The following is a 13,805-nucleotide window of genomic DNA, read 5'->3' as shown; positions in this document are numbered from 1 at the left end:
CTCTCTATCTATCTATTACCTCATCTGCTAATAATCTATAACTTTCAGCTCCCTTAGAGTTTGAATCATATATATTAATTGGCAACCCGTGACTTGGTGCTTCGCCTAATCTTACATTTCTTGGTATTATTGTTTTATAAATATTTGTATGTAAATTTTTCTTTACTTCTTCAACAACTTGTAATGATAGGTTTGTCCTTGCATCATACATTGTAAATACAACCCCTTCTAATTCTAAATTAGAATTTAATCTACTCTTAACTAAATTAATTGTATTAATTAACTGAGTCAATCCTTCCAAGGCATAAAATTCACACTGTATAGGCACTAATACTGTATTTGCTGTTGTTAATGCATTTAGAGTAAGAATACTTAGGGATGGGGGACAATCAATAATAATATACTCATATTGATCTTTTATTTTTTCTATATACTTCTTTAATAAAAATTCTCTCGACTCTACACTTATTAGTTCAATTTCAGCTCCAGCTAGGTCTACATTGGCAGGTAATAATGATAAGTTTTCAAAAATGTTTTCTAATATACATTCTTCTATGTCACTTTCACCTAGCATTAAATGATATATGGTATGCTCAAGTTCTGTTTTGTCTATACCTAATCCACTGGTTGTATTTCCTTGTGGATCTATATCTATTGTTAATACTTTCTTGCCTTTTTCCGCTAAACATGCAGCTAAATTAATAGCAGTAGTCGTTTTCCCTACGCCACCTTTTTGATTTGCAACAGCAATAATTCGACTCATAAAATATACCCCCTAAAATTAAGTCTTATATATTATATCATAATACTCTATATTATTTCTATACCGTCTTAAAAATAATGTCATTTTATAAAATGTTTCACGTGAAACATTTTATAAAATTAAGTTTTAATTTGATTTATTACATTAAATATTTCTTTTGTAGTTAATTTACATTTATCATTATACTTCTTTTTAATGATATTTTTTAAATCTCTTATGGTTACTAGTCTGCTATCCACAATATTTAAAACCACATTCTTATTAGAAAAAACAATATAGCTATATATCTTTACATCCTTCAATCCTTTTTTATTAAAGTGGTGTGTTAAACATTTTATATGACCTTCATTCTGATAAATAGGATTGTATATTTTTTTTACTATACCTCTTTTATTTTGATACCAATATTTTTCATTAGTTTGTCCATTAATTATTCCAGATAGATGTTTATTTTCTACACATATTACACCACCTTTACAAATAATTATTAAATCTATTTCCGTTATTGTATCATATAAGGGCAACCTAACATTTTTCAACAATATACATTTCTTTTTTTTACATATTCTTTTAATAGATTTTGCAGTTAATTTTTCACCTATATCCCCATACTTCTTATTTCTAGTTACATATTTTATAGCCAAAACTAAAAATATAAATAATAGAAAAATATAAAATTCATCGTTTAATACTCTAATATACATGGACATCTTCCCTCTCAAATAGACTCCTTTAAAACATAATGAAAGAATAAATAGTTGATACCCTGCTTACATTTAATTAAACTTAAATAGTTGTTTGTTAATTTTTTTATCTGAAGTTACCTTTGTTCTTGCTCATCAAACTTTTAATGGCTTTTTTCTTTTTTTGAAATAGAACTTTCAAATAAAGAAAAGAAGTAGATGTTTCACGTGAAACATCTACCTACAATTAAATCCTATAATAATAATTAAGTATTCCTATAATAATTATTACAACATATTCAAGTATCATTACTAAACCTATTAAGTAAAACATTATATTAACTATTTTTTTAAAAGAGGATTTATCAACTAATATATAATCACAAATAATATATATAATCCATATAATTATCAAATTAGAAAGAAGTTTATACATAATCACAAACACCTCTTTTACTTGTTTAATTATATGATTTTAAAAAGACAAGTATGTTTAATTATTTATTTTGAGTATATAATAATTTTTTATAACTTTATTTCTTTAAAAAATATCTACTATATTTTTCTTAATTGCATATACAGCTGCTTGTGTGCGATCAGAAACATCAATTTTTTTAAAGATATTAGAAACGTGGTTTTTAACTGTCTTTTCACTTATATTTAAATTATGTGCAATTTCCTTATTTAACAACCCTTCAGTTATAAGCTTAAGTACTTCTATTTCTCTTCTGGTTAAATCATTATTAAAATTATATTTTTTTTCGCTTTCTTTTACATTCATACGCTTAAATAATAAAGATGCCATATTAGGTTGTATATAAGTATCCCCTTGATTTATGGATCTAATAGCTGATATAAGTACATCGGATTCAGAATCTTTTAAAACATATCCTTGTACACCTATTTCAACTGCTTTATAAAGATATTCTACTTCATTGTGTATTGTTAATACCAATACTTTTGCATCAATTTTTTCTTTTTTTAACTCCTTTAAAACCTGTAAACCATTCATAATAGGCATATTTATATCTAACAAAATTACATCAGGATTACATTTAACTATTTTTTCTATAGTTTCTTTTCCATCCCCAGCCTGTGCTATTACTCTAATATCGTCCTCTAATTCAATTAACTGCTTAAGTCCTTCTCTAATCATTGAATGATCATCTGCAATTAAAATATTTATGATATTTTTTTCCACTTAAAAATCCTCCTTGTTGGTAGGTACCATTACATAATACTTAGTTCCTTTATTAATTGTAGATTGAATATCTATATGACCAGACAATAAGTAAACTCTTTCTTTCATCATAGATAATCCAAATCCTTTATTTATTTCTTTATTATTTTTATAATCATTAATATTAAATCCTACGCCATTATCAACTATCTCTAATTCAATAGATTCTTTATTATAAGTAATCATTATAGTAACATTTGTAGCTTTAGCATATTTTATTATATTATTTAATGACTCTTGTATAATTCTAAATAATGTTAAATTGATAATAGAATTTATATTATATTCATTGTTATTCACCTTTAATTCAATAGTAAATGTTGTTTCTTCTTGAATTTTATCAATATACCTTTCTATCGTTGGAATTAATCCCAAATCATCTATAGACATAGGTCTTAAATTATATATAATTCTTCTTATATCATCAATGGTACTTCTAATAACACTCTTTAGACTTTGCAATTCTAAACTTGTTCTTATAGGATCTTTGTCAATTAATTTTATACATAATTCAGTTTTATGAACCAAATTAGTTAAACTTTGTGCTGGCCCATCATGCATTTCTCTAGCAATTCTTTGTCTTTCATTTTCTTGAGCTTCTAATATTTTTATACCAAATATTTCATTATTATGTATTTTATCTAATGTCTGAGACATAATATTAAGATTTCCTGTTAAAAAGTTTTCAGCTAGTTCAAAATTTTTTCCTAGTTTTTCTGCTTTACTGTTAATGTATAACATAGTTCTTAAATGGTTTTCTATAACATTTCTCCTTTGTATCAAATTGCATTCTCTTTCCTTCTCTAAAGCTAATTGGACACGGAGTTCATCAAGTTCATTCTCGAATTCACTATAAGAGTTTTTTTCTTTAATATTATCTAGACATATTTGCAATCTATTTTCAATCTCATTTACCTTTATAATAGAGTTAGTAGCTTCTATTTTTAAATTGCGAAATTCTTTTTCTAGATCAATATATTCTCTTTTTGAAGAAGAATACATATCGGAAACTTCTGATATGCTGGTTTTTATAGATTTAGATATGTTTTTTATAATATCATCAAGTCTATGTAACTCGTTGTCTTTCATCTTTTTCTCCTATATTACGATTAATAACGACATCTAGTATAATAATATAATATAATTAGTAATAATGCAATAAAAGCAGTACTTATTAATTATTTTTTATATTAACTCAGCCTATGATTCTTCCTTCGGATGAGTCACAAGCTTTGTTGAAAGTCTAATCTCCAAATCCTTGCAAGCAAGTTTACAGATTAGACTTTCATATTAACCTTCTAACATTCTTTGGCTGCTCTTTAAGCATCTATATAAATATATCTATAATTATACGCATTTATATTATAATAAATTTATATTAAATATTTAAAAACAGAGTTGAAATAATTCAAACTTTCATTCATAATAACAATAAGGGATTATCATTATATAGTAACAATAAATACTATAAATATACTAACATAGTAAGAACACCTAATAATGAGAGGAGTTAAATTATAGTGAAAAGAAAAAATAAATTTCTACTAATTACTTTAGTAAGTATACTTACCATATGTATCATTAATAAATCTATATCTATTTTATCAACTATGAAGAATAAATTATATTCTTATAATGCACAATATTTTCAATGGAGATTTGGAAAAATATATTATACCAAACAAGGTAAGGGTAGCCCTATTTTATTAGTTCATAACTTAAATACATTATACTCAGATACTGAATGGTCTCAGATAATAAAAAAGCTTCAAAGCAAACATACAGTATATACAATTGACTTATTGGGGTGTGGTAGATCTGATAAGCCAAAATTAACTTATACCTCGTATTTATATGTACAACTCATCACTGATTTTATTAAAAATATTATAAAAGAACCTACTAATGTGGTAACTACAGGACATTCCTCATCATTTATAACAATGGCTTGTTACCAAAATCCTGAACTATTTAACAAACTTTTATATATAAATCCAGAAAGTATAAAAACACTTAATAGATGTCCTCGTAAAAGAAATCAAATTAATAAAGTATTATTAGAGTCACCTATTATTGGTACATTATTATATAATATTATTCATTCAAAGTTTGCCATTTTAAAGAGGTTTAATAAATCTTTTATTAAAAAAACAGCTAGTAAACAAAAATTCTTAGATATTTTACATGAATCATCTCATCTTAATATAGATGGAAGTAAATATCTCTTTGCATCAATAAAGAATTTATATACAAATATTAATATGGTTAATGCTTTAAAACAGATAAATAATTCAATATATATTATCTCAACAGATTCAAAAGTTGATGTTGTAGATGAATATATATCTATTAATTCATCTATTGAGACATCTAATATTAGTAATTCAGGTATTTACCCACATATGGAATTGCCTAATCAAGTACAGGATGTATTTGATATTTATTTTAACTAACTAAAAAATTGAAGTAGATTATTCTACTTCAATTTTTTAACTTTTACATTTATTATTATTTTTTTTATAATATATCATTTTTATATGAGGTATATTAAACTCTTTAAAAGGGATATTATCTATTGTATGAAATCCTAACTTTTTATAAAAATCCACAGCTCTTTCTTGTGAATGTACTATTACTTCATCAGCACCTAATAAAAGGGCTTTATCAATAAGCATATTAACAAGGAATTCACCTATACCATTTTTTCTATATTCTTTTAAAACTGCAATTCTACCAATTTTATAGGATTCACCACTATAATATAATCTTCCTGTTCCTATTGCTATATCTTTATAATAAATTAAGACATGAATTGAATCTAATTCAAAGTCATCAAATAATTCTTCTTCAAGGAAATTAAATTCCTTACCAAAAACAGTTTTTCTAATATTAAATGCCTCTGATAGATTATCTGTTCCATATCTATATTCACCTTTTAGCATTAATAACACCTTCTTAATTCTTTATAGGTATAACAATATTAATTTGATATGTATTATCTGTTTCTTTAGTATTATAAGTAACATCTAGACCCAAACTTTTAAGAACATCCACTGTTTGAGAAATTGTATTATTAATAACTCGAAGATCTTTTAATGAGTTCTTTACAGTTACTTTCTTATCTTTTGTTTTATTATTTATTTCAGTATTATTAATCTGACTGTCATCGCTTTTAGTATTATTATGACCTTCTAATAAATTGCTAATAAATTCTTCAGTACTTTTTACATTTAAATCATTCTCTAAAATCTCTTTAATTGCAATTACTTGATTACTTTCATCTTTTAACTTAAGTAATGCTCTTGCATGTCTTTCAGTTAAATTATTATTATTAATTTCTTGAATAATACCTTTATCAAGTTTTAATATTCTTAATTTATTTGCAATAGTTGATTGACTTTTTCCCATACTTATAGCCAATTCTTGTTGAGTATAATTAAACTCTTCGATTAATCTCTTATAAGCATAGGCTTCCTCAATAAAATTCAAATTTTCTCTTTGAATATTTTCAACTAAAGCTAAAACTGCAGAATCTTTATTATCTACTTGGTTTATTATAACAGGTACTTTTTTTAAACCTAATTTTTTTGAAGCTCTTAATCTTCTTTCACCAGCAATTAATTCAAATTTTTTATTATCTATTTTTCTAACTGTTAAAGGCTGCATGATACCATATTCTTTGATAGAATTCATTAAATCATCTATCATTTCGTCATTAAATATTTGTCTTGGTTGGTTTGGGTTAGTGCTTATTAAATTAATATCTATTTCTTTTATATTATAATTCTTAAACATATTTTCCTCCAGTAGTTAAAAATTAACTCTATTTCCCCGGAAATAATAATTTATTGCATCTACTAATATAAATTATGATAATGGCTCTTTACTTGGTTTTCCTGCTTTTCTAGGATATATAGAAGGTGTCTTTTTCTCCTTCTTAATTACTACAAAACTTCTATTAATATCAGTATCCAATAAAGTAAAATGAGGTACTTTTTCTATCTTCCCTCCTAATATTTTAACAGCCTTTGTTGCATTATTAATCTCATCATTTATCTCACCAGATTTATATGGAATAAAATAACCATCTTTCTTAACCAATGGCAAACAGTATTCAGAAAGCGTAGCCAAATTAGCCACTGCTCTTGATACACAAAAATCGTATTTTTCTCTATAAATGCGGTTTTGACCAATATCTTCAGCTCTACTATGGACAGCTCTTATTTTATCTAATTCTAATTTATTTATAACTTCATTTAAAAAGTTCACTCTTTTATTTAAAGAATCTACTAAAACAATCTCAGCTTTAGGATTAATGATTTTAATTGGAATACCAGGAAATCCCGCTCCTGTTCCTATATCGATAATTTTTTTATTATCTAATTGAACAACTTTAGTAATTAATAAACTATCTACAAAATGTTTTAGTATAACATCATTAAAATCTGTTATTGCAGTTAAATTAATATTCTTATTCCATTCAATTAACATTTCGTAGAAGGCAAAAAATTTATTTTTATATTCGTCTTTAACATCTATTTCTAACCAATTAAAATATTTATCTAATATATCAATATTATTCGTTGTCATTAACTCTCTCCTTATTAGACCTTCTAATCTGCTCTAAGAATACTAATAAAACAGAAATGTCCGCAGGTGAAACCCCTGAAATTCTAGACGCTTGTCCTATAGACAAAGGCTTAACTTGAGACAGTTTTTGTTTTGCCTCAGTTCTTAATCCTTTAATACTAGTATAATCCATGTCTTCAGGCAACTTCTTATTTTCGAGTTTCTTGAACTGTTCAACTTGCTTCAACTGCCTCTTAATATACCCTTCATATTTGATCTGTATATTAATTTGTTCTATTACATCACTGGTTAAATCAGGTCTATTTGAATCTATAGGTTTTAATATTTCATAACTTAATTCAGGTCTTTTAATCAATTCAGCTAATGTAGTTCCTGATTTTAATAAAGTACTATTATGCTCTTCTAACAACTTCTGAACTTCTTTAGTAGCACCAATTATTGTTTTTTCTAATCTATAAATCTCACTAGTAATATTTTTTTCTTTTTCTAACAGTCTATTGTACTTTTCCTCAGTGATTAAACCTATATTATAACCAATTTTAGTTAGTCTTAAGTCTGCATTATCTTGTCTTAATAATAACCTATACTCTGCTCTAGAAGTCATCATTCTATATGGCTCTTTTGTCCCTTTAGTCACTAAATCATCTATTAATACTCCTATATAAGCTTCTGATCTATCTAGTATTAACTGTTCTTTATTTAAGACTTTTAGACTTGCATTAATACCAGCAATTAATCCTTGAGCAGCAGCTTCTTCATATCCTGAACTACCATTAAACTGACCTCCACTAAAAAGGCCGTCAATATTTTTTAATTCTAGTGTTGATTTTAAATTTAATGGATTAATACAATCGTACTCAATGGCATAAGCATTTCTCATTATTTCCACATTTTCCATACCATCTACTGTTCTATACATTTGAATTTGTACATCTTCTGGGAGTGAACTAGACATTCCTCCTACGTACATTTCATTTGTATCTTCACCTTCAGGCTCTAGAAAAACTTGGTGACGATCCTTATCCGCAAAACGCACTATCTTATCTTCTATTGATGGACAATATCTAGGACCTGTCCCCTCAATAACCCCTGAATATAGTGGTGATCTATCTAAATTATTATTAATCACTTCATGTGTGTTTTTATTGGTATACGTTAACCAACAAGGAATTTGTACTCTTTTAATATCTTCACTATTATTATCAAAAGAGAAAGGTATAATTCTATCATCCCCTTGTTGCTCTATCATTTTAGAGAAATCTACCGTTCGTTTATCTATTCTAGCAGGCGTACCTGTTTTAAACCTTAATATTTCTATCCCTAATGTTTTAAGATTTTCAGATAATACATTTGATGTCTGTAATCCACTTGGACCACTATATATACTTACATCACCATAGATACATTTAGATTTTAAATAGGTACCTGTAGCAAGTACTACAGCCTTACAGTTATAAATAGCATTAGAAACCGTCTTAACACCTACAACTTTATTATCTTCAACAAGTATTTCAACTATTTCATTCTGTCTTAAGGTTAAATTTTCTTGGTTCTCAATTACTTTTTTCATTTCCTTTGAATACTTATATTTATCAGCTTGAGCACGTAAAGAATGAACGGCAGGTCCTTTACCAGTATTCAACATCCTTGATTGTATAAATGATTTATCTATCACTTTACCCATTTGTCCACCTAAAGCATCTATTTCTCTAACCAAATGTCCTTTAGATGTGCCTCCAATACTAGGGTTACATGCCATCATTGCTATTGTATCAATATTCATCGCAAATACAATAGTTTTTAATCCTAATCTTGCAGCAGCCAATGCTGCCTCACAGCCTGCATGTCCACCACCTACTACTATTATATCATAACTACCTGCTTCATAAGTCATAAAAACGCCCCTTCTTATTATTTTCCTAAACAAAACTGACTAAATATCTGATCTATAATACTCTCGTCCATAGACTCACCAATTATTAAACCTAAACTTTCATACCCATTTTGTAAGTCTATTGATATACAATCTTCAGGTAATCCTAAATTGATTGTTTCAATAACATTATTCAATGACTTAATACTTTTTTCTAATGCATCCTTATGCCTTACATTTGTTATATACGTATCATTACTAAAATCAATATCTCCATTAAAAAACATATTTTTTAATATTTCTTCAAATTCAACAATACCTTCTTTTGTTTTTATAGATATACTTATTAAAGGTTTTTTAATTTTTTCTTTTAATTCATTTACATCTATTTTTGTTGATAAATCACTTTTATTAAGTAAAACTACAGTCTTTCTATCTTTAATTAATTCAATAATTTTATAATCTTCTTCATCTAACTCTCTAGAAATATCTATTACGAATATAATTAAATCCGACTGGTCTATATATTTTTTTGATTTTTCAACACCAATTTTTTCAACAATATCTTCGGTGTCCCTTATACCAGCAGTATCAATAATCTTTAAGGGTATGCCATTTATATTTACCAACTCTTCTAATGTATCTCTTGTAGTACCTGGAATATCTGTAACTATAGCTCTTTCTTCTTTTAAAAGTGTATTCATTAAAGATGACTTTCCAACATTAGGTTTTCCTACTATAACGGTCTTAACACCATCTCTTAATATTTTACCATAATCTGCCGTATCAAGTAATGCTCTAATTCTTTTAATAATTTGTTCCATATTTTGTTTAAGATGATTAAAGGATAGTTCATCTATATCATACTCAGGGTAATCAATTGAAGCTTCAATATGAGCAATAATTTCTAATAACTCTGTTCTAATAGGAATTATTTTTTCTCTTATTGAACCTTCTAACTGACTTACTGAACTTCTTAAAGCCAGGTCGGTTTTTGAATTAATTATATCGATAACAGCCTCAGCTTGAGATAAGTCGATTCTTCCATTTAGAAAAGCCCTTTTAGTGAATTCCCCAGGTTCAGCAATTCTAGCACCTTGTTTTAAAGTAAGTTTTAGTATTTTTTGCATAACAATTATGCCACCGTGACAATTTATTTCTACCACATTTTCTCTAGTAAAGGTATTTGGTCCTTTCATAATGGAAACCAATACTTCATCTATCACATTATTATCTTCAACAATATGTCCATAATGTATTGTGTGAGATTTAACTTCATTAATATCTTTATCATTATTAATAGGCCTAAAAATTTCTTTTATAATGTTTAAAGCATCATCACCACTTATTCTTATAATACCTATTCCAGATGGTGATAATGATGTGGCTATAGCAGTTATAGTATCATTCAGCATTTTTTTACTCCTTTGAATACCCATTTATTTAATTAAGAAATGAGTAATTAATGCAATATAAATAGTATTATTCATTTCTTAATTAGATAAATATACAAAAAAATTCTATTTTTTAAAAAAACCCAAGCGAGAAAGAGTCGCTGGGTCTTAAACTATATCTTCTTTGGTGCTACAATTACTTTTCTGTAAGGCTCTTCCCCTTCACTATGAGTCACTACAAATTTATCATTTTGTAAAGCAGAATGTATTATTCTTCTCTCATAAGGATTCATAGGCTCTAAAGAAACTTTACGATTTGTCTTTTTTACTTTAAGTGCAATATTTTTAGCTAAGTTTTCTAATGTTTCTTTACGTCTTACTCTATAATTTTCAGTATCTAATTTTACTTTTATAAAGGTATTGGATTCTTTATTAAGTACTAAACTTGTTAAGTATTGAATAGAATCTAATGTTTGACCTCTTTTACCTATTAAAACCCCCATATTAGGTCCTTTTAGGTCAATGTCCATTAATGCATCTTTCTCAGAATACTTAATATTTATATCTACCACTAAATTCATTTTAGAAAAAACATTTTCTAGGAAGTTAGTAACGATTCCCTCGTAATTCATTTTCTTCTTTACTCTAACTACAGCTGGTTTATTAAATAATCCAAATAACCCAGAAGATCCTTTTTCTACAATCTCAATTTCAACATTTTCACTTGTAGTCCCCAATTCAATAAGAGCTTCTGTCACAGCTTCATCAACTGTCTTACCCGTTTTTTCAACAAATTCCATTAATTAACCTACCTCCTTCTCCTTTATAATAACTTTATTGATAAATACTTGTTGTATACCTTGAACAACACTACTAGTAATCCAGTATAAACCTAAACCAGCTGGCATTGCTATTACAAAGAAACCTGAAATAAAAGGTAGAATGTACATCATTGTTTTTTGACTTTGTGCCGCAGGATTATCTTTATTATTTGAAGTCATTTGCATTGTTCTACTAGCAAAAAATTGAGAAGCAACAGCTAATATAGGAATTAATATTCCAGGGAAAGCTAATCCAGGTGCATCTGCTAAATTAACACCAAGGAATTGATTAATTTGACTAATTTGATCCACAAAACCTTGTATTTGCATATTAATTCCTGCGAAAGTACTTGTAATAAGCTCCCAATCATTAAGATTTGATAAGAATGTAATAATACTATCAATATCAAAACCTCTAATATTTATATTGCGCTCAATAGACAAAGACTCTAATATTGTTTGATATCCTTCAACATTAGTAATTTGACTTACTACATTTGTATAAATAACTTTAATGCTATTAATATGAGCTGGAATATTCCTCATTACATCAAATAAAGCAAAAATTATTGGTATTTGTAATAAAGTTGTTAAACAACCAGCTAATGGGCTAGCATTGTATTTTTGATAAACTTCAGTAAGCTCTTGTTGCATCTTTTTCTGTGATTCTGCATCTTTTTTATTTCTATACTTGTCTTGTATTTTTTTCAATTCAGGTTGCATTTTTTGAGTAACCATCATTGTTTTTTGTTGTTTAATAGCAAGTGGTAATAATAATAAACGGGTAATTATAGTAAATACTATAATTGTTAAACCTAAATTCTCAATTCTAAATAATGTAAATAAACCATTGTATATGGCATCTAAAATTAAACCAAATAAATTAGAAATAGGCCCAATAATAGGAGTAGTACTTTTTGTTAATATAAAATTAAAATCAAACACCTTTATCCTCCTTAATGTCTATTACGGTACAGGATCGTACCCACCTTTTCTAAAAGGATGACAACGTAATATACGCTTTATACTTAAATAACCACCTTTTAAGACACCGTATTTGCTTATTGCTTCATATGCATACATAGAACAAGTAGGCGTATAATTGCAAGTAGGTTGTCTCTTAAGTGGTGAAATAGTTTTTCTATATAAAATAATAATACCAAGTAATAGTTTTTTAATCATTAAGTACACAACATTTCTTAATCCAAAGATTAAATATACCCATTTTTTTATGTCTAAATGATTATATTTATTATACTATACCAACCATATAATAAAAATAATTATTTAGACATCTTTTAATAAATTCATTTTTAGTAACAAGTGATTGAGTGCATTTTCAATTTCGTTATAATTTTTACCATTTGAATTAACTCTAGCAATAACTATAATATCATAACCATTTTTTAACCTACATTGATTTAATCTAAAAAATTCTCTTATTAGCCTAGTAATGCGATGTCTTACTACACTATTTCCGACTTTTTTACTAACTGATATCCCTAATCTATTTGTCTCTAAATTATTTTTTAGGACATACATAACCAAATATTTATTGGCATATGATTTACCTAGTGAATAAGTACTTTTAAATTCTTTATTTGTTTTTAAAGATTCATAGTTCTTCAATATTATTCCTTCTTACACTTATTAAGTTTTTAATGAGAGCCTGATTTAGGCTCTCATTTACCTAAAGAATTATATAATAGGAAGAAAAGGTCACAAACCTGCGACCTTAAGCTGATAAACTTTTTCTTCCTCTAGCTCTTCTTCTAGCTAAAACTTTTCTACCACTTCTTGTACTCATTCTTTTTCTAAAGCCATGCTCTTTTTGTCTTTGTCTCTTTTTTGGTTGAAATGTTCTTTTCATTTTTAAGCACCTCCTTTGATGATTTTATACATCAATCTATCGCCAGTAATTATATTCAGGACAACAATAGTCTGAAAAGCACTATTTCAATTATATTAAATGTTCCTTGCTACGTCAAGTTTTAAAAATTTTTTTTTTAATATTATTTAAAGAAATTAATACCATTATTGATGTCCTAATTAAATTACTTCTATATATATGTTACTAATTTGTTCAAACATCTATATATAGTATTTCAAACAATTTTTATTATAAATTAGTATTTAAAACTTTATCCCCAGAAATAAACCTAAAAACAAAATACCCATGTGTATAACTTGTTTACTATTGACTTATCCCCAACATGTGTATAACATGTGGATAATAACAGTTTTATTTGTGATTAATTTTTTAAAGATATTATTTTTTAGTTTGATTTTATTATACTTTTACTTTGTTTAAACTTTGGATTGTTTTTTTAACATATATGTGTATAATATGATGTGGATTGTGGTTATCCACTTAATCAACAACCTTAACTAAATAGAATTATACACAAATTAACATCTATATCATCCATTATTCAATTGAA

General features: G+C 26.5%; 15 protein-coding genes. 1 reads left to right on the top strand and 14 read right to left on the bottom strand.

Going from position 1 to position 13,805, the window contains the following annotated elements; genetic code table 11:
- Positions 1-4: 4 nt before the first annotated feature.
- The 4 genes from EDC18_RS12870 to EDC18_RS12855 form a co-directional block, all read right to left on the bottom strand.
- Positions 5-763: a ParA family protein gene (locus EDC18_RS12870; protein ID WP_132253786.1), complete on the bottom strand. Its 759-nt coding sequence runs from the start codon at positions 761-763 to the stop codon at positions 5-7.
- Positions 764-882: 119 nt separating this feature from the next.
- Positions 883-1,485 carry a nuclease-related domain-containing protein gene (locus EDC18_RS12865; protein WP_132253784.1) on the bottom strand — a complete coding sequence of 201 codons (603 nt, stop codon included), beginning with the start codon at positions 1,483-1,485 and terminating at the stop codon, positions 883-885.
- Between the two features lie 502 nt (positions 1,486-1,987).
- Positions 1,988-2,647 carry a response regulator gene (locus EDC18_RS12860; protein WP_132253782.1) on the bottom strand — a complete coding sequence of 220 codons (660 nt, stop codon included), beginning with the start codon at positions 2,645-2,647 and terminating at the stop codon, positions 1,988-1,990.
- Entirely contained in the window at positions 2,648-3,775 is a 1,128-nt protein-coding gene (locus tag EDC18_RS12855; RefSeq protein WP_132253780.1) for a sensor histidine kinase, read from the bottom strand.
- A 431-nt stretch (positions 3,776-4,206) separates the two neighbouring features.
- On the opposite strand from EDC18_RS12855, the gene EDC18_RS12850 reads away from it, so the two are divergent.
- Complete coding sequence (locus EDC18_RS12850) at positions 4,207-5,139, top strand: alpha/beta fold hydrolase (RefSeq protein ID WP_132253778.1); 933 nt, start codon at positions 4,207-4,209, stop codon at positions 5,137-5,139.
- A 36-nt stretch (positions 5,140-5,175) separates the two neighbouring features.
- Here EDC18_RS12850 and EDC18_RS12845 read toward each other — a convergent pair whose 3' ends face one another.
- The 10 genes from EDC18_RS12845 to rpmH all read right to left on the bottom strand — a co-directional run bounded on the left by EDC18_RS12845 (position 5,176) and on the right by rpmH (position 13,234).
- A complete protein-coding gene (locus tag EDC18_RS12845) occupies positions 5,176-5,628 on the bottom strand; it encodes a GNAT family N-acetyltransferase (RefSeq protein WP_132253776.1) in 453 nt (150 codons plus the stop codon).
- A 13-nt stretch (positions 5,629-5,641) separates the two neighbouring features.
- Positions 5,642-6,481 carry a ParB/RepB/Spo0J family partition protein gene (locus EDC18_RS12840; RefSeq protein ID WP_132253774.1) on the bottom strand — a complete coding sequence of 280 codons (840 nt, stop codon included), beginning with the start codon at positions 6,479-6,481 and terminating at the stop codon, positions 5,642-5,644.
- 72 nt (positions 6,482-6,553) lie between these two features.
- Positions 6,554-7,276 (bottom strand): 16S rRNA (guanine(527)-N(7))-methyltransferase RsmG, encoded by a 723-nt coding sequence (rsmG, locus tag EDC18_RS12835; protein WP_132253772.1) that lies wholly within the window; start codon positions 7,274-7,276, stop codon positions 6,554-6,556.
- The gene (gene mnmG / locus EDC18_RS12830; RefSeq protein WP_132253770.1) at positions 7,263-9,170 is read right to left on the bottom strand and encodes a tRNA uridine-5-carboxymethylaminomethyl(34) synthesis enzyme MnmG; all 1,908 of its coding nucleotides are present in this window, start codon (positions 9,168-9,170) and stop codon (positions 7,263-7,265) included. Before mnmG ends, rsmG begins: the two co-directional genes overlap by 14 nt.
- 17 nt (positions 9,171-9,187) lie before the next feature.
- On the bottom strand, positions 9,188-10,564 hold the full coding sequence (gene mnmE / locus EDC18_RS12825; protein ID WP_132253768.1) for a tRNA uridine-5-carboxymethylaminomethyl(34) synthesis GTPase MnmE: 1,377 nt from the start codon (positions 10,562-10,564) through the stop codon (positions 9,188-9,190).
- Positions 10,565-10,716: 152 nt separating this feature from the next.
- Positions 10,717-11,343, bottom strand: coding sequence for an RNA-binding cell elongation regulator Jag/EloR (gene jag, locus EDC18_RS12820; protein WP_132253766.1), 627 nt, complete (start codon positions 11,341-11,343; stop codon positions 10,717-10,719).
- 3 nt (positions 11,344-11,346) lie between these two features.
- The gene (locus tag EDC18_RS12815; RefSeq protein ID WP_165878584.1) at positions 11,347-12,309 is read right to left on the bottom strand and encodes a YidC/Oxa1 family membrane protein insertase; all 963 of its coding nucleotides are present in this window, start codon (positions 12,307-12,309) and stop codon (positions 11,347-11,349) included.
- Between the two features lie 21 nt (positions 12,310-12,330).
- A complete protein-coding gene (yidD, locus tag EDC18_RS12810; RefSeq protein WP_371829321.1) occupies positions 12,331-12,546 on the bottom strand; it encodes a membrane protein insertion efficiency factor YidD in 216 nt (71 codons plus the stop codon).
- 105 nt (positions 12,547-12,651) lie between these two features.
- A complete protein-coding gene (gene rnpA, locus EDC18_RS12805; protein WP_132253762.1) occupies positions 12,652-12,993 on the bottom strand; it encodes a ribonuclease P protein component in 342 nt (113 codons plus the stop codon).
- Positions 12,994-13,099: 106 nt separating this feature from the next.
- Positions 13,100-13,234, bottom strand: a complete 135-nt coding sequence (rpmH, locus tag EDC18_RS12800; protein WP_132253760.1) for a 50S ribosomal protein L34 — start codon at positions 13,232-13,234, stop codon at positions 13,100-13,102.
- Positions 13,235-13,805 lie beyond the last annotated feature (571 nt).

The organism is Natranaerovirga pectinivora (assembly GCF_004342165.1).
In the GTDB taxonomy this organism is placed as follows: Bacteria; Bacillota; Clostridia; order Lachnospirales; family DSM-24629; genus Natranaerovirga; species Natranaerovirga pectinivora.
This window is presented reverse-complemented; position numbering and strand designations above follow the sequence as displayed.